This is a genomic window from Streptomyces sp. NPDC051217 (assembly GCF_044455465.1).
GTDB lineage: Bacteria > Actinomycetota > Actinomycetes > Streptomycetales > Streptomycetaceae > Streptomyces.
In genome coordinates, this window is record NZ_JBITEV010000005.1 from 278,838 (window position 1) to 302,889 (window position 24,052).

The 24,052-nt window shown below is 68.6% G+C and carries 25 protein-coding genes; 4 read left to right on the forward strand and 21 right to left on the reverse strand.

Translation table 11 applies throughout. The features are described 5' to 3' along the window. Positions 1–2 precede the first annotated feature (2 nt). From tatC to ACIBBB_RS14780, 10 genes are all read right to left on the reverse strand, one after another. Positions 3–893 (reverse strand): twin-arginine translocase subunit TatC, encoded by an 891-nt coding sequence (tatC, locus tag ACIBBB_RS14735; protein WP_398981771.1) that lies wholly within the window; start codon positions 891–893, stop codon positions 3–5. A gap of 112 nt (positions 894–1,005) precedes the next feature. Further along, entirely contained in the window at positions 1,006–1,299 is a 294-nt protein-coding gene (gene tatA, locus ACIBBB_RS14740) for a Sec-independent protein translocase subunit TatA (protein WP_398981773.1), read from the reverse strand. A gap of 206 nt (positions 1,300–1,505) precedes the next feature. Then, positions 1,506–1,703 carry a hypothetical protein gene (locus ACIBBB_RS14745; RefSeq protein ID WP_398981775.1) on the reverse strand — a complete coding sequence of 66 codons (198 nt, stop codon included), beginning with the start codon at positions 1,701–1,703 and terminating at the stop codon, positions 1,506–1,508. 17 nt (positions 1,704–1,720) lie between these two features. Beyond that, entirely contained in the window at positions 1,721–1,975 is a 255-nt protein-coding gene (locus ACIBBB_RS14750; RefSeq protein ID WP_398981777.1) for a hypothetical protein, read from the reverse strand. Between the two features lie 23 nt (positions 1,976–1,998). Then, the gene (locus ACIBBB_RS14755) at positions 1,999–2,958 is read right to left on the reverse strand and encodes a helix-turn-helix transcriptional regulator (RefSeq protein WP_398981779.1); all 960 of its coding nucleotides are present in this window, start codon (positions 2,956–2,958) and stop codon (positions 1,999–2,001) included. A gap of 18 nt (positions 2,959–2,976) precedes the next feature. After that, positions 2,977–3,933, reverse strand: a complete 957-nt coding sequence (locus tag ACIBBB_RS14760; protein WP_398981781.1) for a helix-turn-helix transcriptional regulator — start codon at positions 3,931–3,933, stop codon at positions 2,977–2,979. A gap of 210 nt (positions 3,934–4,143) precedes the next feature. Beyond that, positions 4,144–4,518 (reverse strand): FKBP-type peptidyl-prolyl cis-trans isomerase, encoded by a 375-nt coding sequence (locus ACIBBB_RS14765; RefSeq protein ID WP_398981783.1) that lies wholly within the window; start codon positions 4,516–4,518, stop codon positions 4,144–4,146. Between the two features lie 43 nt (positions 4,519–4,561). Next, positions 4,562–5,497 (reverse strand): FKBP-type peptidyl-prolyl cis-trans isomerase, encoded by a 936-nt coding sequence (locus tag ACIBBB_RS14770; protein ID WP_398981785.1) that lies wholly within the window; start codon positions 5,495–5,497, stop codon positions 4,562–4,564. 125 nt (positions 5,498–5,622) lie between these two features. Further along, complete coding sequence (gene pafA, locus ACIBBB_RS14775) at positions 5,623–6,984, reverse strand: Pup--protein ligase (protein WP_023542813.1); 1,362 nt, start codon at positions 6,982–6,984, stop codon at positions 5,623–5,625. Between the two features lie 9 nt (positions 6,985–6,993). Then, entirely contained in the window at positions 6,994–8,265 is a 1,272-nt protein-coding gene (locus ACIBBB_RS14780; RefSeq protein ID WP_398981787.1) for an MFS transporter, read from the reverse strand. A 136-nt stretch (positions 8,266–8,401) separates the two neighbouring features. Here ACIBBB_RS14780 and ACIBBB_RS14785 point away from each other — a divergent pair, with 136 nt between their 5' ends. Then, a complete protein-coding gene (locus tag ACIBBB_RS14785) occupies positions 8,402–9,454 on the forward strand; it encodes a LacI family DNA-binding transcriptional regulator (protein WP_398981789.1) in 1,053 nt (350 codons plus the stop codon). 93 nt (positions 9,455–9,547) lie between these two features. Here the strand turns inward: ACIBBB_RS14785 and prcA are convergent, their stop codons facing one another. The 6 genes from prcA to arc form a co-directional block, all read right to left on the reverse strand. Further along, positions 9,548–10,321, reverse strand: coding sequence for a proteasome subunit alpha (prcA, locus tag ACIBBB_RS14790; RefSeq protein ID WP_398981791.1), 774 nt, complete (start codon positions 10,319–10,321; stop codon positions 9,548–9,550). Positions 10,322–10,374: 53 nt separating this feature from the next. Beyond that, entirely contained in the window at positions 10,375–11,220 is an 846-nt protein-coding gene (gene prcB / locus ACIBBB_RS14795) for a proteasome subunit beta (protein ID WP_398981793.1), read from the reverse strand. Continuing rightward, positions 11,172–11,777 carry an endonuclease VII domain-containing protein gene (locus ACIBBB_RS14800; RefSeq protein ID WP_398981795.1) on the reverse strand — a complete coding sequence of 202 codons (606 nt, stop codon included), beginning with the start codon at positions 11,775–11,777 and terminating at the stop codon, positions 11,172–11,174. The genes prcB and ACIBBB_RS14800 overlap by 49 nt, the downstream gene beginning before the upstream one ends. A 3-nt stretch (positions 11,778–11,780) precedes the next feature. Continuing rightward, positions 11,781–11,999, reverse strand: coding sequence for a ubiquitin-like protein Pup (locus ACIBBB_RS14805; RefSeq protein WP_329389636.1), 219 nt, complete (start codon positions 11,997–11,999; stop codon positions 11,781–11,783). A gap of 134 nt (positions 12,000–12,133) precedes the next feature. Further along, positions 12,134–13,645, reverse strand: coding sequence for a depupylase/deamidase Dop (gene dop / locus ACIBBB_RS14810; protein WP_189110408.1), 1,512 nt, complete (start codon positions 13,643–13,645; stop codon positions 12,134–12,136). A 236-nt stretch (positions 13,646–13,881) separates the two neighbouring features. Beyond that, the gene (arc, locus tag ACIBBB_RS14815; protein WP_078078160.1) at positions 13,882–15,648 is read right to left on the reverse strand and encodes a proteasome ATPase; all 1,767 of its coding nucleotides are present in this window, start codon (positions 15,646–15,648) and stop codon (positions 13,882–13,884) included. Positions 15,649–15,901: 253 nt separating this feature from the next. Between arc and ACIBBB_RS14820 the strand changes: the two genes are divergently transcribed. Beyond that, positions 15,902–16,222, forward strand: a complete 321-nt coding sequence (locus ACIBBB_RS14820) for a ferredoxin (RefSeq protein ID WP_398981798.1) — start codon at positions 15,902–15,904, stop codon at positions 16,220–16,222. A gap of 71 nt (positions 16,223–16,293) precedes the next feature. On the opposite strand, the gene ACIBBB_RS14825 is transcribed toward ACIBBB_RS14820, so the two are convergent. From ACIBBB_RS14825 to ACIBBB_RS14835, 3 genes are all read right to left on the reverse strand, one after another. Next, a complete protein-coding gene (locus tag ACIBBB_RS14825) occupies positions 16,294–16,887 on the reverse strand; it encodes a hypothetical protein (RefSeq protein WP_398981800.1) in 594 nt (197 codons plus the stop codon). 217 nt (positions 16,888–17,104) lie between these two features. Continuing rightward, positions 17,105–18,007: a tRNA (adenine-N1)-methyltransferase gene (locus tag ACIBBB_RS14830; RefSeq protein ID WP_398981802.1), complete on the reverse strand. Its 903-nt coding sequence runs from the start codon at positions 18,005–18,007 to the stop codon at positions 17,105–17,107. Positions 18,008–18,060: 53 nt separating this feature from the next. After that, a complete protein-coding gene (locus ACIBBB_RS14835; protein WP_398981804.1) occupies positions 18,061–19,347 on the reverse strand; it encodes a site-2 protease family protein in 1,287 nt (428 codons plus the stop codon). Positions 19,348–19,470: 123 nt separating this feature from the next. Between ACIBBB_RS14835 and ACIBBB_RS14840 the strand changes: the two genes are divergently transcribed. Then, positions 19,471–20,349 carry a RecB family exonuclease gene (locus tag ACIBBB_RS14840; RefSeq protein WP_398982066.1) on the forward strand — a complete coding sequence of 293 codons (879 nt, stop codon included), beginning with the start codon at positions 19,471–19,473 and terminating at the stop codon, positions 20,347–20,349. Positions 20,350–20,445: 96 nt separating this feature from the next. Further along, the gene (locus tag ACIBBB_RS14845) at positions 20,446–21,117 is read left to right on the forward strand and encodes a response regulator transcription factor (RefSeq protein WP_189110414.1); all 672 of its coding nucleotides are present in this window, start codon (positions 20,446–20,448) and stop codon (positions 21,115–21,117) included. Positions 21,118–21,228: 111 nt separating this feature from the next. On the opposite strand, the gene ACIBBB_RS14850 is transcribed toward ACIBBB_RS14845, so the two are convergent. Continuing rightward, entirely contained in the window at positions 21,229–22,833 is a 1,605-nt protein-coding gene (locus tag ACIBBB_RS14850) for an ABC transporter substrate-binding protein (protein WP_398981806.1), read from the reverse strand. Positions 22,834–23,297: 464 nt separating this feature from the next. Further along, the gene (locus ACIBBB_RS14855) at positions 23,298–23,999 is read right to left on the reverse strand and encodes an HAD family hydrolase (RefSeq protein ID WP_398981808.1); all 702 of its coding nucleotides are present in this window, start codon (positions 23,997–23,999) and stop codon (positions 23,298–23,300) included. Positions 24,000–24,052 lie beyond the last annotated feature (53 nt).

A 24,052-nucleotide genomic window follows, 5' to 3' on the forward strand; every position in this document is an offset into this window, starting at 1 on the left:
GCTCAGGTGACGTCGTCGTAGCCGTTCACCCGGGCCGTACGGTTGCTGTCCTGCTCGGGCAGCGCGGCAACCGACGAGACCGGTTCGACGCTGCCGACGCTCTCCGGGGTGTGGTCCAGATCGGACGCCTCGTCGTCGTCCAGCCCGGCGTCGGGATTGTTACGGCGCCTGCGCCGGTCGTTCAGCAGGGAGAAGGCGACCGCTCCGAAGTAGAGGACGACGATCGGCCCGGCCAGCGCGAGCATGCCCACGGGGTCCGTCGTCGGGGTGACGACAGCGCCGAAGACGAAGACGCCCATGACGACGGCGCGCCACCATCCGGCCATCCGGCGGCCGGTCACGACGCCCGTCATGTTGAGCATGACCAGGATGAGGGGCAGTTCGAAAGCGAGCCCGAAGACCAGCACCATACGGGTGGTGAAGTCGATGACCTCTTCGAGGGAGAGGATGTTCGACGAGCCCGTCGGCGTCAGGCTGAGCAGCACCTTGAGGCTGATCGGGAGGATCACGTACGCCAGGTAGGCACCGGCCGCGAAGAGGGGCACGGCGGTCGCGACGAATCCGTATGTGTACTTCTTCTCGTTCTTGTGCAGACCCGGGGCGATGAAGGCCCAGAGCTGGTAGAGCCAGACCGGGCTGGCGCCGATGATGCCGGCCGTGAGGCTGACCCGGATCGTGGTGGTGAACGGCGCGGTGATCGTGTTGAAGGAGACAAGCGCGCAGTTGCCGCCGTCGCTCTCCTGGAAGCCGTCCTTGCACGCGGGCACGGTCTCGGCGAAGAACGTCATGATCGGCTCGCTGTAGACCGCGGCCACGATCGACACGACGATGATCGCGAGGATCCCCTTCGACAGCCGGTTGCGCAGCTCACGAAGATGCTCCACGAGCGGCATGCGCCCCTCGGGATCCTTCTCTTCTGTGCGGGCAGACTTGGGCAACCCACGTCCTCATCTCGTGCGGCAGGCCGTCACCGTGCCCGGTGCGTGCATCGGCCCAGGTGTCGGATCAGCGCTTGGTCGAGTCGGTCGGCTCGGCGACGGGACGCGAACTGGTGACATCGCCGGGCGCGGCCTGGATCGTCCGGGGCGCGGGCTGGTCCGGGTCGGCGGAGGCGGTCGGCGGGTCCGTCGGAGCGGTGCCGCCCTTGTTGTCGTCGGACTTCATCGCCTTCGCCTCGCTCTTGAGGATGCGCGCCGACTTGCCGAGTGAACGGGCCATGTCGGGCAGCTTCTTGGCGCCGAAGAGCAGGATGATGACGACAAGAATGAGGATGATCTCGGTGGGGCCGAGCCTACCCATAGCGATTACCTTCTTCACCGAGGCGACAGGAGTCTTGGACGACAGCCGGACAGTTGTCTGACCACCGTGCTGGCAGCGATCGTAACCCGCAGGGGTAAACGCAGGGCAATGCCTGTGCGTACTCCCTACGACGGCCCCCGCCTCCAGTCCGAGACCGCTTCGTCACCCTACCGCCCGAACTGGTGACGGAGGGAGGGTGCAATCATTTATCGGATGGCATCGCCGGTCTTCGCGAGATGGGTGGCGGCCAGCTCCAGCTCCTCGGCCGCCTCGTTGATCCGCCGTGTGGTGGAGGCGACCTGGTGGCCGAGACGCTGGGCCTCGACGAAGACACGGATCGCGAGGACGCCGAGCACGGTGAGTCCGCAGAATCCGAGGGCGATGGCGAGCATGGGCCAGAACACGCGAGGAAGCCTTTCCCCTAGAGATGCAGGCGCAGCGTCCGTACGCCGCCGCCCATGAGCAGTTCGACGATGCGTTCACCGGCGGGTTTGCGCACCGCCGTCTCGCACTCGGGGCAGGTGAACGAGTAGAAGGTCGTACGGCGGCTGGCGCCGATCGCGAGCCGCAGCGCGCCGGCCGAGAGTTCGAAGCGGGCCCGGCACTCGGGGCAGGCGGCCTGGAAGAGGACCGGCACCATGGATGCCGGCGCCGAGAAACCACCCATCATAGACATATCCCCCAAATCCCCTAGTTACGTCAGTAGTCGCCGTCGCCGTACGCCGCCAGCGCCTCGCCCGCCGCCAGCCGCGCGCTCTCCGCGAGATCCGTCGGCGAGGTGATACGGCCGTCCCTGCCCAGGCGCAGCGCGAGCCGCCGCAGCGAGGCCGGCGCCGGCGTACGCAGCGTGATCCGCAACCCGCCGTCGGGCAGTTCCTCGGCGCTGTCGTGCGGGTAGTACTCGGCGACCCAGCGCCCGCCGGGGCCGACCTCGACCACCACTTCGGGATCCTCGGCCGCCGGCTGCACCAGCCCCTCGGAGAGATCACGCAGCTCAAGCTCCGGCGGCGCGGCCGGCTCGTCGAGCAACCTGATCTCGGCGACCCGGTCCAGCCGGAACGTACGCCGCGCCTCGGAGAGCCGGCACCAGGCCTCCATGTACGTGTGACCCACGGCGAACAGCCTGATCGGGTCGACCTCACGCTCGGTCAGCTCGTCCCGCGCCGGTGAGTAGTAGCGCAGCCAGAGCCGGCGCCGCTCGGAGATGGCCCGGTCCACATCGGCGAAGACGCCGCCCTCGGACTCGAAGGTGACCGAGAGCCTGGAGCTGGCACCCGCCGCCTCTCCGGCGGCGGCCTCCAGCTTGGCGGTGGCCCGCAGCAGCGCCTGCCGGTCGCTCTCCCGCAGCCCCGGCAGGGTGGCGACGGCGCGGGCGGCCACCAGCAGCGCGGTGGCCTCGTCCGCGGCGAGCCGCAGCGGCTCGGCGACGTCGTCCGGGTTGTGCCACCAGATGCGGTCGCCGTCGGTGTCGATGTCGAGGAGGTCGCCGCCGCGGAAGCTCGTCCCGCACATGGGCAGTACGTCGAGGTCCGAGATCAGCTCGTCCTCGGTGATCCCGAATGCGCGGGCGACGTCCTGGACGTGCGCACCCGGGCGCTCGCGCAGATAGGTCACCAGCGAGAGCATCCGGCGGGTCTGGTCGATGGCGTTGGCTGCCATGGTGTGTACGAAGTCCCCTCAGGCCTTGGCCACGGCGCGCAGCCGGTCCACGACGTCGGCCCGCAGGTCCGCGGGCTCCAGCACGACCACGTCGGGGCCGAACTCCACCAGCCAGGCGTCCAGGCCGTGGCCGTACGGGATCTCCAACTCGTCCCAGCCGTCGCCCAGTTCCCGGCACGACACCGCTCGGGCGCGCAGCGGATATCCGCTCTCGGAACGGAGCCGGATCAGGGCCGAACGCGTCGCCGTCTCACCGGCCCAGGTCTCGACCGTCTCGCGCACGGTGACCACGTCGGGTACGGACGCGGTGAACTGCCCCGTCCTGGAGCGGACCCGGCCGGTGATCCGGGAGAGCCGGAAAACCCGCTCGGCCCGGCGTTCCCGGTCCCAGCCGGCCAGATACCAGTGACCCCGCCAGCACTCCAGGGTCCATGGCTCGACCTGGCGCTGCTCGGGCTTGGCGGCGTTGGCCTTGCGGTAGTCGAAGACCACGGCCCTGCGGTCGCGGCAGGCGAGCATCAGCGGCTCGAACGCGGCCTCGTGGACGGGGATGCGCGGCTCCAGGGCGCTGTGGTGCGCCTCGTACGAGTCCTCCGCCTCCGGCATGCCCGCGGCCCGCAGTTTCTGGAGCGCGCCGCTGGCGGCGCCCGCGAGCCGGGCCTGCTGCCAGACCTTGGCGGCGAGACCGAGCGCGGCGGCCTCCTCGGCGTCCAGGGTGATGGCGGGGAGCCGGTTGCTGTCCCGGCGGGCGAGATAACCGGTCTCGCCGTCCAGATTCTCCACCGTCTCGATGACCAGACCGAGTTCGCGCAGATCGTCCTTGTCCCGCTCGAACATCCGGTTGAAGGAGTCGTCGGAGCCGGCTTCCAGATATGCCTCGATGGACTCGCGCAGCTCGCGCTTGCTGAGCGGGCGCCGGGTGCCGAGCAGGCACAGCGCGAGATTCATCAACCGCTCGGCCTTGGCAATGGCCATCGACGCCCTACACCTCATCTGATAGTGCCGGATCCGCGCGTCGACCGTACCGCCCGGCGGTCCCGCGGTAAAAGCCGAGGGCCCACGCCGGACAGCATGGGCCCTCGGTGTGTCCGTATGTGATCGGACAGGTACGTCATCGCGCCGACAACGCCGATCGGACACGTCGACCGGAGACGCCGACCGGAGACGTCGATTCAGAGACGTCGATCAGACGGAGACGAGGTCGCAGACGAAGATCAACGTCTCGCCGGGGGCGATGGCACCGCCGCCCGCGCCACGCTCGCCGTACGCGAGATGCGAGGGAATCGTCAGCTGACGGCGCCCGCCGACCTTCATGCCCTGGACACCCTGGTCCCAGCCGGAGATGACCATTCCGCGACCGAGCTCGAACTGGAGCGGCGTACCGCGGTTCCAGGAGGCGTCGAATTCCTCGCCGGTGGAGAAGGCCACGCCCACGTAGTGGACGGAGACGGTGTCGCCCGCCTTGGCCACGGCACCATCGCCCTCCCAGATGTCCTTGATCTCCAGGTCGGCCGGCGGCTCGCCACCCGGGAAGTCGATCTCGGGCTTCTCGATGCTCACTGAACTGCTCCTCTAAATGATGAACGGGGCAACCGGGACAGTCTTACACCTTCGCCAGGATGTCCACGGCGAACACCAGCGTGGAGTTCTTGGGGATGCCCTGCTGCTCCTTGTCGCCGAACGCCTCGGCCGGAGGGATCACGACCAGCACCCGGCTGCCGACCTTCTTGCCCACGACGCCGTCCTTCAGACCCTTGAGGGTGAGCTGCGGCAGCGGGAACGTGACGGTCTTGCCGTTCTTGAACGTGCTGTCGAAGGTCTTGGCGTCCTTCCAGATCAGCGCTTCGTAGTTCAGCACGACCGAGTCGGTGGCCTTGACGACCTCGCCCTTGCTCTCCAGCACGTAGTTGGAGACGAGCTTCGTCGGCGGGTCCGTCTTCGGGATCTTGACCGTGGGGGCTTTGCCGTCGGCGTTGACCCCGACCTTGGGCAGGTCGGCGTCGTCCTGGGCGACCTCGGTGCCCTTGGCGGTGGTCGGGACCTGGGTCGCCTTCAGGATGTCGACGACGAAGACGAGGGTGGAGTTGGGCTTGATGTCGCCCTGGCCCTGCGCTCCGTAACCCAGCTCCGGCGGAATGACCAGCTCGACACGGCTGCCGACCTTCTGGCCCTCCAGGCCCTTGTCCCAGCCCTGGATGACCATGCCGGCGCCGAGCGTCAGATCGAAGGGGGCCTTGCGGTCGAAGCTGTTGTCGAAGGGCTTGGCCGAGTCCCACGACTGGCCCAGGTAGCTGACCTGGATCGCGTCGCCCTTCTTGAGCTTCGCGCCGTCACCCTCGCTGACGACGTCGGTCTGCAGCTCCTTCGGCGGTGTTCCCTCACCCTTCCCGAGGGTCGGCTTCTCACCGAACTTGGCACCCGCTGTGATCTCGGGAAACCCGTTCTTGGACGAGGTGGAGTCGGAGCCTCCGTCGTCACCGCACGCCGCCAGGGACAGCAGCAGTAGGGGGATGACGACGAGGCCGGCAAGTCGGCGCACGAATTCCTCAGATCTCAGACGGAAGGTTTGGGTCCTCGACACTCTAGGGCGTGCCAAGGGCCCCGCACGAGAAACGTACGGGGCCCGAGTGGCGTTCCGGACGGCCGAAGCCGGTGATCGAACTGTCACATACCGGCGATCAGCTTTTCGACGCGATCATCCACGGAGCGGAACGGGTCCTTGCACAGCACGGTGCGCTGCGCCTGGTCGTTGAGCTTGAGATGGACCCAGTCGACGGTGAAGTCCCGCCGCTGCTCCTGGGCCCGGCGGATGAAGTCTCCGCGCAGCCGTGCCCGGGTGGTCTGCGGGGGCACGGACTTGCCTTCGAAGATCTTCATGTCGTTGCAGATCCGGGCCGCCTGGCCGCGCTTCTCCAGGAGGTAGTAGAGCCCGCGACGGCGGTGGATGTCGTGGTAGGCGAGGTCTATCTGGGCGACCCGGGGGTGGGACATGGTCATGTTGTGCTTGGCCCGGTAGCGCTCGATGAGCTTGTACTTCATGACCCAGTCGATCTCGGTGTCGATCCGGTCCAGGTCCTCGGCCTCGATCGCGTCGAGCGTACGGCCCCAGAGCTCCAGGACCTGCTCCACGGTGCCGGTGCGGATGCCCCGGCGGTCGACGAAGTCCACGGCCTTCTCGTAGTACTCCCGCTGGACCTCGATGGCGGACGCCTCGCGCCCGCTGGCCAGGCGCACCTTGCGCTGGCCGGTGATGTCGTGGCTGACCTCGCGGATCGCCCGGATCGGGTTCTCCAGGGTGAGGTCACGCATGACCGTGCCCGCCTCGATCATGCGCAGCACGAGATCCGTGGCGCCGACCTTGAGGAGCATGGTCGTCTCGGACATGTTCGAGTCGCCGACGATGACATGCAGCCGGCGGTAGCGCTCCGCGTCGGCGTGCGGTTCGTCACGGGTGTTGATGATCGGACGGGAGCGGGTGGTGGCGGAGCTGACACCCTCCCAGATGTGCTCGGCGCGCTGACTGACGCAGTAGACCGCGCCACGCGGGGTCTGCAGCACCTTGCCGGCGCCGCAGAGCAGCTGCCGGGTGACGAGGAACGGGATGAGGATGTCCGCGAGCCGGGAGAATTCCCCGTGGCGGGCGACGAGATAATTCTCGTGGCAGCCGTAGGAGTTTCCCGCCGAATCGGTGTTGTTCTTGAACAGATAGACGTCGCCCGCGATTCCCTCCTCGTGCAGGCGGCGTTCGGCGTCGACGAGCAGGCCTTCGAGAATGCGCTCGCCCGCCTTGTCGTGCGTGACCAGTTCGGTCACGTTGTCGCATTCGGGTGTCGCGTATTCCGGATGCGATCCCACGTCGAGGTAGAGGCGGGCGCCGTTCCGCAGGAAGACGTTGCTGCTGCGGCCCCATGACACAACACGGCGGAAGAGGTAGCGCGCCACTTCGTCAGGGGACAGCCGGCGCTGTCCCCTGAAGGTGCACGTGACGCCGTACTCGTTCTCCAGCCCGAAAATGCGGCGGTCCATGTCTGAACATTACGCCTGATGGCCTGAGCTGAAACCGTGTTGGGCCGCACCGTTGCGATCATTTTCGTAACCGGCTTCCCCAATGGGGCCGGTCGCGGCGTCGGCGCGGGGAGCCGCGAGGACCTTCCGGGTGCCCAGCAGAACCAGCAGCGCGGCTCCGCCGCCCGCCCCCGCGACGGCGAAACTCGCGGATGTCCCGGCGAGTTCGACGGCCGGGCCGGCCACTCCCGTACCGAACGCGGCGCCGACGCCGAACGTGGTGACGAGCCAGGAGAACGCCTCCGTGACGGTGCCGGGCGGGGCGTGCCGGTCGACGACGATGAAGGCACAGGCCAGCGCGGGCGCCAGGAAGACCCCGGCGAGGGCGGCGAGCCCGGTCATGGCCACGACGCCGGGGGTGAGCATCAGTGGGAGGTAGCCGGCCGCGAGCAGGGCGGTGATCCACAGCAGCCTGCGTTCGGGGGTGCCGGTCCACTCCCTGGCCCCGTACGCGAGTCCGCCCACCAGCGCGCCGAGACCGAGGGCGGCCATCAGCCAGCCGTACACCGACTCGCGGCCCTGGTCGTCCGCGTACGCGACGCCGGCGACGGTGATGGAGCCGAGTGCCAGACCGATGAAGAGGAAGGCGGCGAGGAGCGCGAGGAGTCCCGGTGAGCGCAGGGCGCCCAGCCAGTGGGCCTCCCGGGGCGCCGAGCGCCAGGCGCGGGAGGGTTTGGAGAGTACGACGGTGAGCGCGCCGAGGACGCCTATGGCGTTGATGACCAGGAGGGCGGCGCCCGGGGACCAGAGGGCGACGAGGAGGGTGACGAAGAGCGGGCCGGCCGTGAACATCACTTCCTGCGCCACGGCGTCCATGGCGTACGCCCGGTGCACCCGGTCCTCCCGGCCGAGCACGCTGGGCCACAGGGCCCGCAGGCCGCCTTCGAGAGGCGGGGTGAAGAAACCCGCGACGACCACCGCCGCGTAGGCGAGGGGCAGCGGGTCGATGCCGGTGGCGGCGAGGAACACCATGCCGAGGGCGGAGACGAGGGCCGCGGGGAGCTGGACGCGCGGCTGGCCGACCAGGTCGACGGCGCGGCCGAGCAGTGGCTGGCCGATCGCGGTGGAGAGCCCGTAGACGGCCGCCAGGGCGCCCGCGAGGGTGTAGCTGCCGCCCGCGTCGCGGGTGAACAGGACGATCGCGATATGGCCGGTGGCGCTGGGCAGCCGCCCGACGAGCGTGCCCGTGAGCAGCCGTGCGGCATGCGGTGCCCTGAGAATCTCCACATAGCCGGTGGCCATGAATCCCCCTTCTCTCCCCCGGTCGGCCCGGCGCGGCAGGTTTTACGTATAACGTGCGCCGTCATACGTACCATGTCGGGAGCCCGCGGGTCCACCGGCTTTCGGGCGGCAGCAGTCACCGCGGAGGACGACACCCATGGCACAGCCGCCCCGTACGGACCGGTCCGGGCCGGGCACGGCCGCGAGGTCCACGAGGCCGACCAGCAGGGACGTGGCGCGCGCCGCCGGGGTGTCGCAGGCCACGGTCTCCCTCGTGCTGGGCGACAAGTGGCCGGGCCGGGTCTCCGAGCGCACGGCCGGGCTCGTCCGGGACACGGCGCGCGAGCTGGGCTACCGGCCCAACCTCGCGGCCCGCAATCTCCGTCTCGGCCGGACCAGGACCGCGTTGCTGGTGGTCCCGGCGCTCACTCACGAGTTCTTCGCCCGGGTCTACACCGGCGCCGCGTCGGTCGCCGCCGAGCACAGCTTCGGGGTGGTGCTCTATCCGTCACCGGAGGGCGTCGGGCCCGCCAGGGACCCGTTCGCCTCGGCGCGGGCGGCGCTGGACGGCGTGATCGCCTCGTCCATGGCCACCGAGGCGCTCGCCGCGATCCGGGGCACCGATCTGCCGCTGGTGATGCTCGACAGCGACCCCGCCGGGTCCGGCGCCGCCGCGCAGGTGAATCTCGACATCGCGGACGCCATGCGGCAGGTGACCGGCCATCTGCTCGGGCTGGGGCACCGCCGGATCATCCATCTGGCCTCGGCCGTGACGTCCTGGACGTTCACCGTGCGGGCGGACACGCTGGCCGAGGCGGTACGTGGAGTGCCCGGGGCGGTCGTACGCACCGTGCCGTCGGCCCTGGAGGTGCACGCGGCGCGCGAGGCCGCCGAGCGGGCCCTATGTGGCCCGGGGCCCCGGGCCACGGCGCTGATCTGCGACAGCGACGTGCTGGCGGCGGGCGCCGTCAAGGCCGCCCGGAAACTCGGTCTGCGGGTGCCGGACGACGTCTCCGTCACCGGCTTCGACGACTCGGGTCTCGCGACGGCGCTGGAGCCGGAGCTGACCACCGTGCGGCTGCCCGCCGAACGGGTCGGCGAGCACGGGATGTCGGCGCTGCTCGCCATCCTCGACGGACGCGAGCCCGAGAACACCGTCCTGCCGGTGTCCCTGGTGATCCGCGGCTCGACAGCGCCCCCGCCGGCCTGAGAACGACGGACCGGCGGCCACGCGGGAGGCGTCCGGACGGACCGGTGCCCCGGACCGCACGGGCGGTACGGGGCACCGGAGGACTCGCGTCACTCACTCGTCGGAGTCGCCGGACCCCTCCGTCTCCTCGGTGTCCGAGGGAGCGTCCGTCGGCGTGGACGCCTCGCCGTCCGCCTCCAGCAGTCGGGCGAGCTGACGCCCGACGACGCGCTTGAACTTGCGCTGCTGGGGCCGGGTGCGGTCCAGGACCGCCACCTCCAGCCGCTCGGCGGGGATCTCCCGCTCGCCCCCGTTCGTGTCACGGGACAGCGCCTGCACTGCCAGCTTCAGCACCTCGGCGAGCGTCATCCCGTCACGGTGCTGCTGGTCCAGGAAGGTGCTGATCTGCTCCGAGTTGCCGCCGACGGCCACCGAGCCGTGCTCGTCGACGATCGATCCGTCGTGCGGCAGCCGGTAGATCTGGTCCCCGTCGGCCGTCGGGCCCACCTCGGCGACGACCAGCTCCACCTCGTACGGCTTCTCGCCGGCGCTGGAGAAGATCGTGCCGAGCGTCTGCGCGTAGACGTTGGCGAGCCCACGGGCCGTCACGTCGTCGCGGTCGTAGGTGTATCCCCGCAGATCCGCGTAGCGGACACCGCCGATGCGCAGATTCTCGTACTCGTTGTACTTGCCGGCGGCGGCGAATCCGATCCGGTCGTAGATCTCGCTGAACTTGTGCAGCGCGCGGGACGGGTTCTCACCGACGAAGACGATGCCGTCGGCGTACTGCAGCACAACCAGGCTGCGACCGCGGGCGATGCCCTTGCGGGCGTACTCCGCCCGGTCGGCCATGGCCTGCTGGGGTGAGACATAGAACGGCGTCGACACCGGCTATCCGTCCCTTCCTGTCAGTGACATGTCTTATCAGAAGAGGCCGGGCGTCAGAGCAGTTCGGCGCGCGGGCCGTCGGGCTGTTCCAGCCGGCGCTCGATGATGGAACGGGCGACCTCGGAGGACTCCTCCTCGGTGACCCTGCGGAAGCCCTCGTCACTCATGATGTTGACGAGGGGATAGATCTTGCGGGCCACGTCCGGGCCGCCGGTGGCCGAGTCGTCGTCCGCCGCGTCGTAGAGCGCCTGGACGACCAGGGTGATGGCCTGCTCCTCCGTCAGTCCCTCGCGGAAGAGCTTCTTCATCGCGCCGCGCGCGAAGAGCGAGCCCGATCCGGTGGACGCGTACCCGTGCTCCTCGGAACGGCCGCCGGTGACGTCGTAGGAGAAGATGCGGCCCTTGCCGCGGTCGACGTCCCAGCCGACGAAGAGCGGGACGACGGCCAGGCCCTGCATGGCCATGGCGAGATTGCCGCGAATCATGGTGGAGAGCCGGTTGGCCTTGCCCTCGAACGAGAGCTGCGCGCCTTCGACCTTCTCGAAGTGCTCCAGCTCCAGCTGGAAGAGCTTGACCATCTCCACGGCGAGACCCGCCGTGCCCGCGATACCCACGGCCGAGTACTCGTCGGCCGGGAAGACCTTCTCGATGTCGCGCTGAGCGATCATGTTGCCCATGGTGGCCCGCCGGTCACCGGCGAGGATGACTCCACCCTCGAAGGTGACGGCGACGATCGTCGTACCGTGCGGCGCCTCGATCGCGCCCTGGACAGGCGGCAACACCCGGTTGCCGGGCAGGATCTCCGGCGAGTGGACCGACAGGAAGTCCATGAACGAGGCCGACCCGGGCGTCAGGAAGGCAGCTGGTAGACGCCCGGTGCTACGAGTGTTGGCTTCCACGCGTTTCCCTCCAGGTATGCGGTGGCCCGGCGCAGGGTGTCGGGATCGTCCCCCAACTTGCCAATGGCCGAATTGCAGTTGAAGCACAGTACGCCCCGGACCCTACCCGTCTCGTGGCAGTGATCCACATGCGCGGCGGGGGCAGATAGGCAGATGACACAGATGCCCATCTGCGACGAGATCATCTCGTCACGCTGGGCTTCGGTGATGCCGTACTGCCGCTTCAGGTGGCCCGCGCGACCTTGGGCCGCCCGGCATGACTTGCACCGCGTGGACAATCCGTCCGAGGTACTGGAATTTCGGTGCCACTCGCTGTGAGGTTTGACCACGCCACAAATCCAGCACAGCTTGTGGCCCGTAGGCACGGCCACCTTCTCGCGGACGACCTTGCCTTCAGCCTCCCGGCGGCGCCGGTAGCGCATGGCGCTGTGCTCCGCCACACACTGCCGACACCGCGTTTGGAGGCCGTCTCGCCTATTCCTGTCCGCCGCGAATGAGCTGAGCTGCAGGGTGCGGCGACAACCCGCGCACTGCTTCTCTTCGGACGGATCGCCCATCGTTCACTCTCCGCCTTTTTGTACGAAGCTTCGAACGAAGTCCTCAGCGTTCTCTTCCAAGACGTCGTCGATCTCGTCCAGCACGGAGTCCACGTCGTCCGACAGCTTCTCCTGGCGCTCCTTGAGGTCCTCGGACTGCTGTGCGTCCTCGGTCGTCTCCTCCACGTCCTCGGTGGAACGCGTCGCCTTCTGCTGCCCGCCGTCGGTGTCCTTGGTCGCCATATCCCTCACCCCGCTCGGTTCGCCCCGCTCGATGTGACCTTCAAGATCCGACCCTACAAGCAGGGTCCGACATCGGCCCCGCAGTTCGTGCAACGTCCGGGGGCCACCTTCATGATTCCCGGACCGGGACCATTTCAGCCGCCCGAGAGCACTCGGACGAGGTCCTCGGCCGTGCGGCACCGGTCCAGGAGCTCTTTCACGTGGTTACGGGTGCCCCGAAGCGGCTCCAGGGTCGGTACCCGCTGGAGCGAGTCCCGGCCCGGCAGATCGAAGATGACCGAGTCCCAGGAGGCCGCGGCCACGTCGTCCGCGTACTGCTCCAGACAGCGGCCCCGGAAGTAGGCGCGGGTGTCCTCAGGAGGCTTTGTCTCGGCCCTCTCGACATCCGGTTCGTCCAGGAGCCTGTCCATCTTGCCGCGGGCCACCAGGCGGTTGTACAGGCCCTTCTCGGGGCGTACGTCCGAGTACTGGAGATCCACCAGATGCAGCCGCGCCGCGTCCCACTCCAGGCCGTCCCGGCGGCGGTAACCCTCCAGGATCTCCTTCTTGGTCACCCAGTCCAGTTCGCCGGACAGGCTCATCGGGTCGTTCTCCAGCCTGTTGAGCGTGTCCTCCCACCGGCCGAGGACGTCCCTGGTCTGCTCGTCGGCGTCGACGCCGTAGCGCTCCTCGACGTATTTGCGCGCCAGCTCGAAATACTCCATCTGAAGCTGTACGGCGGTGAGTGTCCGCCCGCTACGGAGTGTGACCAGGCGCCCCAGGGACGGGTCGTGCGAGACCTGGTGGAGCGTACGGACCGGCTGGTCCACGGCCAGGTCGACATTGATGAACCCGTCCTCGATCATGGACAGGACCAGGGACGTCGTGCCGAGCTTGAGATAGGTGGAGATCTCCGAGAGATTCGCGTCGCCGATGATCACATGGAGCCTGCGGTACTTCTCGGCGTCCGAGTGGGGCTCGTCCCTGGTGTTGATGATGGGCCGTTTGAGGGTGGTCTCCAGACCGACCTCGACCTCGAAGTAGTCCGCGCGCTGGCTGATCTGGAAGCCGTGCTCGTGGCCGTCCTGGCCGATGCCGACCCGGCCGGCGCCGGTGACGACCTGCCGCGAGACGAAGAACGGCGTCAGGTGGCGCACGATGTCCGAGAAGGGGGTCTCCCGCTTCATCAGGTAGTTCTCGTGCGTGCCGTACGAGGCGCCCTTGTTGTCGGTGTTGTTCTTGTACAGAAGGATCGGCTGAGCGCCCGGGAGCTGTCCGGCGCGCTCGGCGGCCTCGGCCATGATGCGCTCACCGGCCTTGTCCCACAGGACGGCGTCGCGCGGGTTGGTGATCTCCGGTGAGCTGTACTCCGGGTGCGCGTGGTCGACGTACAGCCGCGCGCCGTTGGTGAGGATCACATTGGCCAGCCCGATGTCCTCGTCGGTGAGCTGGCTGGACTCGGCGGCCTCGCGGGCGAGGTCGAAGCCTCGTGCGTCCCGCAGCGGGTTCTCCTCCTCGAAGTCCCAGCGGGCGCGGCGCGCCCTGTGCATCGCCGCCGCGTAGGCGTTGACGATCTGGGACGAGGTGAGCATGGCATTGGCGTTCGGTTGGCCGGGGACGGAGATGCCGTACTCCGTCTCGATGCCCATTACTCGCCGTACGGTCATGCGGCCCTCCTTGCCCGGCGGCGCTCCCCTTCGGGAACGGCGCTCAAGTACCGCTGTCTCTCCGGTGCGTGTGCGGTGCCCGTCCCCGCACTGCGCGACGCGGCGGTACCGAAGAGCCTAGAACGCCTTTGCACTGGTGGGGAGATCGTTTCCGTCATTGCCCTGGTGTGGTGAAAGGTACGGGGAAAGCAACCGGCTGCGGATGCCCGTCCGGACATCCGCAGCCGGTCTGTGCCTTACAGGTACTGCCCGGTGTTGGCCACCGTGTCGATGGAGCGTCCGGTGTCCGCGCCCTGCTTTCCGGTGACGAGGGTGCGGATGAATACGATCCGCTCGCCCTTCTTGCCGGAGATACGGGCCCAGTCGTCCGGGTTGGTGGTGTTCGGCAGGTCCTCGTTCTCCTTGAATTCGTCCACGCAGGCCTGCAGCAGATGGGCGACGCGGAGTCCTCGCTGGTTCTCGTCGAGGAAGTCCTTGATCGCCATCTTCTTGGCCCGGTCGACGATGTTCTGGATCATCGCGCCGGAGTTGAAGTCCTTGAAGTAAAGGACTTCCTTGTCGCCGTTGGCGTACGTGACCTCGAGGAAGCGGTTCTCCTCGGACTCGGTGTACATCCGCTCGACGACCGACTGGATCATGCCCTGGACCGTGGACTCGGGCGAGCCCTTGTGCTCGGACAGGTCGTCCTCGTGCAGGGGCAGCGAGGACCGCAGGTACTTCGCGAAGATGTCCTTCGCCGCCTCCGCGTCCGGACGCTCGATCTTGATCTTCACATCGAGCCGGCCGGGCCGCAGGATCGCGGGGTCGATCATGTCCTCGCGGTTGGAGGCGCCGATCACGATGACGTTCTCCAGGCCCTCCACACCGTCGATCTCGGCGAGCAGCTGCGGGACGATGGTGTTCTCCACGTCCGAGCTGACACCGGATCCGCGGGTGCGGAAGAGGGACTCCATCTCGTCGAAGAAGACGATGACGGGCGTGCCCTCGCTGGCCTTCTCACGGGCGCGCTGGAAGACCAGGCGGATGTGCCGCTCGGTCTCGCCGACGTACTTGTTGAGGAGCTCGGGGCCCTTGATGTTGAGGAAGTAGCTCTTCCCCGCGGGCCGGCCGCTGACCTCGGCGACCTTCTTGGCGAGAGAGTTGGCCACCGCCTTGGCGATGAGCGTCTTGCCGCAGCCGGGCGGACCGTAGAGCAGGATGCCCTTCGGCGGGCGCAGTTCGTGCTCCTTGAAGAGGTCCGGGTAGAGGTACGGAAGCTCGACCGCGTCTCGGATCATCTCGATCTGGCCGCCCAGGCCGCCGATCTTGCTGTAGTCGACGTCCGGGACCTCTTCGAGGACGAGCTCTTCGACCTCGCTCTTGGGAACCACTTCGTAGACGTAGCCGGAGCGCGGTTCGAGCAGGAGGGCGTCGCCGGCGCGGATCGTGATGTCCAGCAGCGGCTCGGCGAGCCGCACCACCCGTTCCTCGTCGGTGTGCCCGACGACCAGGGCGCGCTCGCCGTCCTCAAGGATCTCCTTGAGGGTGACGATGTCCCCGGCCCGCTCGAACTCCATGGCCTCGACCACATTGAGGGCCTCGTTGAGCATGACTTCCTGGCCGCGCCGGAGCTCTTCGAGCTCGACGCCGGGGCTGACGTTCACCCGGAGCTTGCGGCCCCCGGTGAAGATGTCAGCCGTGCCGTCCTCGTTCGCATGCAGAAAGACACCGAAGCCGGCCGGCGGCTGTGCGAGCCGGTCGACCTCTTCCTTGAGGGCCACGATCTGGTCGCGGGCCTCACGCAGCGTATTGGCGAGCCGCTCATTCTGCGCGGACACACCTGCCAGGTTCGTCTGCAGTTCGACGATCCGCTCTTCGAGAATCCTCGTATGACGCGGAGAGTCGGCGAGCTTACGTCGCAGGACGGCGATTTCCTGCTCGAGATAGGCAACCTGGCCGGCCGGGTCTTCAGACCCCCGCCCGGGCCGGATGCCGCGGTTGATGTCGTCGTCGTGGGCTGCCACGGTCCTCACCTCCTCCAAGGGGAGCTGGACGCTTCCTGACCCTACCTGGGTAGGTGGTGATTAAAACCCCTAGATCACAAAGACTGTCGGGGCGTGTCCGATCTTCACCCTTGCGCTCTCCCTCACGCCAGGGGAATACCCACCGTTCAACATCGGAAAGCGGCCGGTTGTATCGTCGAAGTGTTCAACACCCGTCCGGGCTGGCGCGACTTGCCCGAGATTGCCTCACCCCACGCAGGAAACGGCAGGAGATATGACCGTGCAGCAGCAGGTTCCGACAGACGCCGTCACCGAGGGCGTCGAGCCGCTCGAAGTCTGGATCGACCAGGACCTCTGCACGGGCGACGGGATCTGCGCGCAGTACGCGCCTGATGTCTTCGAGCTCGACATCGACGGCCTCGCATATGTGAAGAGCGCCGACGACGAACTTCTCCAGTCCCCCGGCGCCACCACGCGGGTACCACTGCCCATCCTCAAGGATGTCGTCGATTCGGCGAAGGAATGCCCGGGGGACTGTATTCATGTACGGCGCGTTTCGGACAGTGTCGAGGTGTACGGCCCCGACGCGGAGTGAGCCTCCTCGGGGGCTCATGACTTCGAGGTTACGCCGTCGGCGGGGTGAGGTTGAGGCACGAGGTGACCGGGTCAGACGCTCCGCGACTCGTCCCGGCCGCCCTCGCTCCGTACGAAGGCGCCGTTCTTCCACTCCCAGGTCGGGCTCTGCTCCACGTCGGGGCAGCAGCCCGGCACGTCGGGTCCCGAGTAGCCGAGCAGCCGGGCCCGGACGACACCGTCGCGTATCTCCAGGTCGGCCACGCTCTGCCGGTCGGCCGGGTCCACCAGCGTCGCGACGATACGAGGGGTGCCCGCGTCCTTCGACGCCGTGAGGACGTACACCCCGGCCGGCGGGGTGCCGGAGCCGGCGTCGCAGCGGGCGGCGGCCACGGTCTCGGGATCGCCGTCGCCGTCGAGGTCTCCGGTGGCTTCCATCGTGACCAGCGCTTTCGCGCCACCGCACTCCAGTGGGAAGTCCACGGCGGCGGTGTCGGGGGCGGGCAGCGGCGCGGCGTTCGGAGCGGTGCGTCCGGTGGGCTCGGAGCCCGGCTGGCCGGCCGTGGCGGCGTCGGGCTGGAGCAGACCGGCGAGGGCCACCACGGCGGCCATCGCGGTGGCCGTGGCGAGCCAGTGCACCGGACGCGGCTGGGTGTGCGCGAGGTCCGGGACGTCGGAGATCTGCACGCGGTGACTCCTGTGAAGGCGATGCCGGTGGGGGTGGCGTGAATGGTGCCACACGTCACACTGCGGCGGAACAGCGGGGTCCGTAAGGCCAACGTAAAGACACCGCCGCCGAGTTCGCGTCGGGTGGACGTGAACTCGGCGGCGGTGCTGTGGTGTTGTGACCGTTGGCGGTCCGGGCCTGCCGGACGTGACCCGCGGCCTCGAAGGTGACGCGGGCTCAGCCTCGGGAGCCGCTGCCGCTTCCGGGGCCGTCGTAGTCGTCGCCGTACGCGCCCTTGGAGGGGCGGCGGCGGCGCAGGGGCGGCTCCACGCCGTCGGCGAGACGGCGGGCGGTGATCAGGAAGCCGGTGTGCCCGATCATGCGGTGGTCCGGGCGGACGGCGAGTCCCTCGACGTGCCAGTTGCGGACCATCGACTCCCAGGCGGCGGGCTCGTTGAACGAGCCGTGCTCCCGGATCGTCTCGACCGTGCGGGCGAGCTGGGTGGTGGTGGCGACGTACGCGCAGAGGATGCCGCCGGGCACGAGCGCCTTCGACACGGGCTCGACGCACTCCCAGGGCGCGAGCATGTCGAGGACGACCCTGTCCACCTCGGTGTCGGAGAGATTGTCCTGGAGGTCGCCGACGGTGAGCTGCCAGGCGGGGTGCGGGCCGCCGAAGTAGCGCTCCACGTTCTGCCGGGCGATGTCGGCGAAGTCCTCGCGGCGCTCGTAGGAGTGCAGCATGCCCTGATCGCCGATGGCGCGCAGCAGGAAGCTGCTGAGCGAGCCCGATCCCACTCCGGCCTCGACGATGCGAGCGCCGGGAAAGATGTCGGCGAAGGCCAGGATCTGGCCCGCGTCCTTGGGGTAGACCACGGCGGCGCCGCGGGGCATGGACAGGACGTAGTCGGGGAGCAGGGGGCGCAGCGCGAGGTAGGCGACGTTTCCCGTGGTGCGGACAACACTGCCCTCGGGAGCACCGATCAGCTCGTCATGGGGGAAGGAACCCTTGTGGGTGTGGAAATTCTTCCCCGCTTCGAGCGTGAAGGTGTAGTGGCGTCCCTTGGGGTCGGTGAGCTGGACCTGGTCCCCGACCTTGAAGGGGCCGCGACGACGGGCGGCACCGGTCGGTTCGGACATGCGGTCAGACTACCTGCTCCATTTGGGCCTTCCTCACCTGCCTTGACCCGCCCTCACTTGCTGTCGGGCCTGGCCATCGCGGCGACGAAGGCGCGTTCCACATCGGCCGTCGACAGGACTCCGTAGATCTCCCCGCTCTCCTCGACGACCAGATACTCGGTGGCGGGGTTGGCCCTGAGACGGTCGAGGAGCGCCTCTCCGGCGAGTTCGGCGGGGACCTTCATACCGTCGGTGAGGTCCTGCGCGAGGCCGCTCACGGCGACCCAGGGGCGGCGGTGGGTCGGGACGCCGACGATGGCCGCCTCGCGGACCAGTGCGGTCGGTTCGCCCTGTCCGTCGACGACGACCAGGGCGCGCGCTCCGGCCTCGTTGGCACGGCGCAGCGCCTCGGAGAGCGGGGTGGCCGACTCGACGGGGACGGCGCGCCGGGTGAGTGCGCGGGCCCGCAGGTCGGGCAGGTGTTCGCGCAGGCGGGCCATCCGCAGGCTGTTGCCGGCGCCGGTCCAGATGATCGCGGCGAGGATGGCGGCGAGGAGCGCGTCGGTGACGGTCTCGACGCCCCCGATGTCCTTGGTGGAGTTGCCGAGCGTGCCGGTGTGGGTGAGCAGCGGCAGGCCGATCAGCACGGCGACGGCGAGTGCCCTGCCGACCCAGGCGGCGGCGACGGTGCCCGTCATGGGCTTGCCGGTGATCTTCCAGACGACGGCGCGCAGCATCCGGCCGCCGTCCAGAGGCAGACCGGGGAGCAGATTGAAGGCGGCGACGATGAGGTTGGAGATCATCAGGCCGGCGAGCAGGACGCCGGGCACGGTGCCGGGCTCCACGGCCGCCATCGTGAGGTAGAAGAAGCCCGCGAGGACCAGCGAGAGCAGGGGGCCGACGAAGGCCAGCATGAATTCGCGGCCCGGTGTCTCCGACTCCTTCTCGATCTCGGAGACGCCGCCGAAGAACTGGAGCTGGATACGGCGGACGGGAAGTTTGTAGCGCAGCGCGACGACCGTGTGGGCCAGTTCGTGGACCAGTACGGAGGCGTAGAAGGCGACGGCGAAGAAGAGCGCGACGAGATAGCGGACACCGCCGAGCTCGGGCAGCACCCGGTCGAGCTGGCCGCCGAAGACCCAGGTGATGAGCGCGGCCACCAGGAACCAGCTGGGGGCGACGTACACGGGCACGCCGAAGGGACGGCCCATCAGGATCCCGCCGCCGGGGTCTTCGGGCCGCTTCCGCTTGCCGCCGGGGGGCGCGTCCTCAGGACCGGACCGCGGCCTCCTGCTCTCGCCGCTCTCGTCGTCCTTTTTCACGTCATCCCTTCGTTGCGGCACCGTCGCTCGCTCGATCATGCTGTTCGCGAGGGTCTTACGTCGATGGTATTCCGCTCGCTGTCAGTGGCGGGCCGTAGGGTCTGCGTCATGAGTACGAGTCAGCAGCCCACTTCGCTGTCGCCGTCGCGCGCGAGCGATTTCATGCAGTGCCCTCTGCTGTACCGGTTCCGGGTGATCGACAAGCTGCCGGAGAAGCCGAGCGAGGCGGCGACCCGGGGGACGCTGGTGCACGCGGTGCTGGAGAGGCTGTTCGACGACCCCGCTGTCGAGCGTACGGCGCCGCGGGCGAGGTCGATGGTTCCCGGGCAGTGGGACCGGCTGCTGGAGTCGAGACCGGAGCTGGGCGAGCTGTTCGCCGGGGACGAGAGCGGCGAGCGGCTGACGGGCTGGCTGTCGGAGGCCGAGCGGCTGGTCGAGCGGTGGTTCTCGCTGGAGGATCCGACGCGGCTGGAGCCGGCCGAGCGCGAGCTGTTCGTGGAGACGGAGCTGGAGTCGGGGCTGCGGCTGCGCGGGGTGATCGACCGGGTCGATGTGGCGCCGTCGGGCGAGGTGCGCATCGTCGACTACAAGACGGGGAAGGCGCCGCGTCCGGAGTACTCGGAGGGCGCGCTGTTCCAGATGAAGTTCTACGCGCTGGTGATCTGGCGGCTGAAGCGGGTGGTGCCGCGCCGGCTCCAACTGGTTTACCTCGGCAGCGGCGACGTGCTGACGTACGACCCCGTCGAGGCCGACCTGGAGCGCGTGGAGCGCAAGCTTCTGGCGCTCTGGGACGCGATCAGGCAGGCGACGGAGACGGGCGACTGGCGGCCGCGGCCGACGAAGTTGTGCGGCTGGTGCGACCACCAGTCGGTGTGTCCGGAGTTCGGGGGCACCCCGCCGGTGTATCCGCTGACGGCGCCGCCGCCACAGAGCGGCGAGCCGCTGCCCGCTGCCGAGGCGCTTGGCGCCCCCGAGGCGCCTCCCGCTGCGCCGCCCGCTGCCGGGCCGGTCGCTTCCGCCGAGGCGGCTCAGGGGGCCTAGGGCCTGTCCGGCGGGCGTGCGGTGTGTGCCCGCCGGGGGCACGGCCGGACGCTCAAGGCAGAATGGACCGGGATCAGTCCCACCGAAGGAGATCCCGTGGCCATCCGTGTCCTACTGGTCGACGACCAGCCACTGCTGCGCACCGGCTTCCGGATGATCCTGGAGGCCGAGCAGGACATCGCCGTCGTCGGCGAGGCCGGGGACGGCCTCCAGGCGATCGACCAGGTCCGGGCGCTCCAGCCCGATGTCGTTCTGATGGACATCCGGATGCCGCGGATGGACGGCGTCGAGGCGACCCGTCAGATCACCGGACCCGGCAAGGACGGTCCGGCGAAAGTGCTGGTGCTGACCACGTTCGACCTGGACGAGTACGTGGTGGAGGCGCTGCGCGCCGGGGCCAGCGGCTTTCTCCTCAAGGACGCGCCCGCCAACGAGTTGGTGCAGGCGATCCGGGTGGTGGCCGCCGGTGAGGCGATGCTGGCACCGAGCATCACCCGCAGGCTGCTCGACAAGTACGCGGACCATCTGCCGTCCGGCGAGGAGCAGGTTCCGGACACCCTGCACACGCTGACCGAGCGCGAGGTGGAGGTCCTCAAGCTGGTGGCGCGCGGGCTGTCCAACGCCGAGATCGCCGCGGACCTCTTCGTGAGCGAGACGACGGTCAAGACGCATGTGGGTCATGTGCTCACGAAGCTGAGCCTGCGCGACCGCGTCCAGGCGGCCGTGTACGCGTACGAGAGCGGTCTGGTCCGTCCCGGCGCCCAGTAGGCCGACGGGCGCGTAAGGACGTACGGCGCGCGGAGCGGAGAACTGACAGGTCCCCGGCATCGCACCGATGCCGGGGACCTCTCCTATGACGACCGCCGACCGCCGGGCCGGTCAGACCGCGCTGCCGGTGCCCAGCTCCCAGAGCAGCAGTTCGCCCGAGGGATTGAGGGCCCACTCCACACCGGAGATGTCGTCGGCGGCGGCGACGTACTGCTTGCCCTGCCAGAGCGGCAGCACCGGCACGTCCTCGGCGACGATGTCCTGCATCTCCGAGAATGCCTTGGCCGCGGCGCTGCGCTCGGCCTCGCTGCGCGACTGCGGGATCAGCTCCTTGATCACCTTCTGGTTCGCGTACGGCGCGTTGAGGAAGTTGTCCTCGTCGAGGAAGGGCGCGATGTAGTTGTCCGGGTCCGGGAAGTCGGGGAACCAGCCCATGCCGTAGACGGTGTAGTCACCGCGCGTCTGGGCGGGCCGGAACTTGGCCCACTCGGCGCCCTTGGTGTCGACCTGGAAGAGACCGCTTGAGTTGAGCTGCTCCTTGAGCATCTCGAACTCCTTGGCGGTCGCCTCGCCGTAGTGGTCGGTGGTGTAGTGCATGGTGAACTTCACCGGCGTCTCCACACCGGCTTCTTCGAGGAACTTCGCGGCCTCGGCCCGGTTCGGCTCCCCGTACTTGTTGAAGAACGAGTTGGTGTGCGCCGTGATGGTCGCCGGGATGAGCGAGTAGAGCGGCTCGGCCGTGGAGCCGTACACCTCGGAGGCGATCCGGCCGCGGTCCACGAGGGAGGCGACGGCCTGGCGTACGGCCTTCTCCTTCGTCACCGGCTCCTCGGTGTCGAAGGCGAGGTAGCGGATCTCCAGACCCGGCATCTCGGTGAGTTCGACGCTGTCCTTGGGCTTCGCGGCCATCGCCTCGATCTGATCGGGGGCCATGGTGCGGGCCATCACGTCGATCTCGCCGGAGTCCAGGGCCTTGCCCATGGCCGCGGCGTCGGGGTACGAGCGCAGTTCGACCTTGCTGTTGCGGAGCTTGAGGTCGCCCTTGTACGAGTCGTTCTTGGTGAAGACCGCCTTGACGATCCGGTCGTCCTTCACCTCGGCCTCGAACTTGTACGCGCCCGAGCCGTTCACCTCGAAGCCGTCGCGGAGCTTCTTGCCCTCGTACGCCTCGGGGTCGACGATGCCGGCGACGGGTGTCGAGAGCTTGTACGGGAACGTGGCGTCGGGGGTCTTGAGATGGAAGATGACCTCGGTGTCGCTGGGGGTCTCGATCGTGTCGATGTTCTTGAGCAGGCCCACCGCGCCGGCCTCGGAGTTGATGTCGATGACACGCTCGATGGAGAACTTCACGTCCTCCGAGGTGATCTCGGCGCCGTCGGCGAACTTCAGCCCGTCGCGCAGCTCGCAGCGGTAGCTCTCGTTCTGGTTGTCCGAGAACCGGCAGCTCGACGCGGCGTCGGGTACTGGGGCGCCGCCGCCGCGCGGGATGTGCATCAGTGTCTGGAGGGACTGGCGCAGGATGTTCCAGGAGCCGGTGTCGTACGCGAACGCGGGGTCCAGGGGCGCCGGGGACTCCTTGGTGGCGGTGAACTGGTCCGTGGTGCCCACGACTATGGCTTCACCGTCGCCGGACGAGCTGTCCGAGCCGCCGCAGGCGACGAGCACCGGGGCGAGCAGACCGGCCACAACCGGCAGCACGAGACTCTTGCGCTTCATCCTGGACGTACTCCCTCATCCGAACACCTTGCGATACAACGGTGGTTGAGAATTTCGCGACGTGATTGACCGTCGGATCACACCATTGAGGTGGCGAACGTGTGGCGAAGTTCTCGCGATGAGGTTAGTCGGCGGGTGCGGACGTCCTGAACCGGGCCCACTTCGGGCGTAATCGCAAAGTGATCAGAGATTGCTGTGAAGCGGTATCAGGACGTCAGAATCATTCGCGCATCAAGCAATAAAACCGGACACATGGGTGCCCGTAGCGGCGCGGCGAACGGGCAGCCCAGGGGCGCCGAACGGGCATCGTCACCCGCGGCGACGGCACGGCGAGTGACCAACATCACTCACACTCCCGTCAGACCCTCATGATCATGTTCGCGATGATCGACAAGGGGGTCCCGGAACGCGTACACAAAGCCCCCGGTTATCGATAGTTTCAGGGGCCACGCTCTGTATGCGTATCAGTGTTGGAGCGTAATCAAACCGCGCAGAAATACCAGATCGACCTCTTCGAGAGACTCCACGATCACCCGTCCCGCGGCGGCCGCGATGGGCGCGACCGAGGGCACCGCGACGACCCGGCAGCCCGCCGCCTCGGCCGACGCCACACCGGTCGCCGTGTCCTCGATGACCGCGCATCTGGACGGGGCGGCGCTCAGCCCGCGCGCGGCGAGCAGATACGGGTCGGGGTGCGGCTTGGTGTTCAGCACCTCGTCACCGGCCACGGTGAGGGAGAAGTGGTGGCGTCCCACGGACTCCAGCACCCGCTCGATGATGCGCCGGTGGGACGCGGAGACCAGGGCCGTGGGCACACCGTGGTGGGCCAGCTCGGCGAGGAGCTTGGCGGCTCCCGGCATCAGCGGCACGTCGGTGCCGATGCGCTCCTCGAAGCGGTCGTTGAGCAGCACGGTCAGCTCGGCGAGTGTGATGTCGGCGCCGGTGGCCTCGATGAGATAGCCGGCGCTCCTGGTCATCGGTCCGCCCACGACCACATCCCGCCAGGCGTCGTCCAGGGGGTGGCCGAGGTCCTTGAAGACCGCGACCTCCGTGTCCCACCAGAAGCCCTCCGTGTCGACCAGGGTGCCGTCCATGTCGAGCAGAACGGCCTGAAGGGCGGACCCTTCGGCCGTACGGGTCAAGGACGCGGGAACCGTACTGGTCATCCGGCACACCTCCGAGAGGGACGAGAAGGCCGGTCGCCTTTCCTGACGGGATT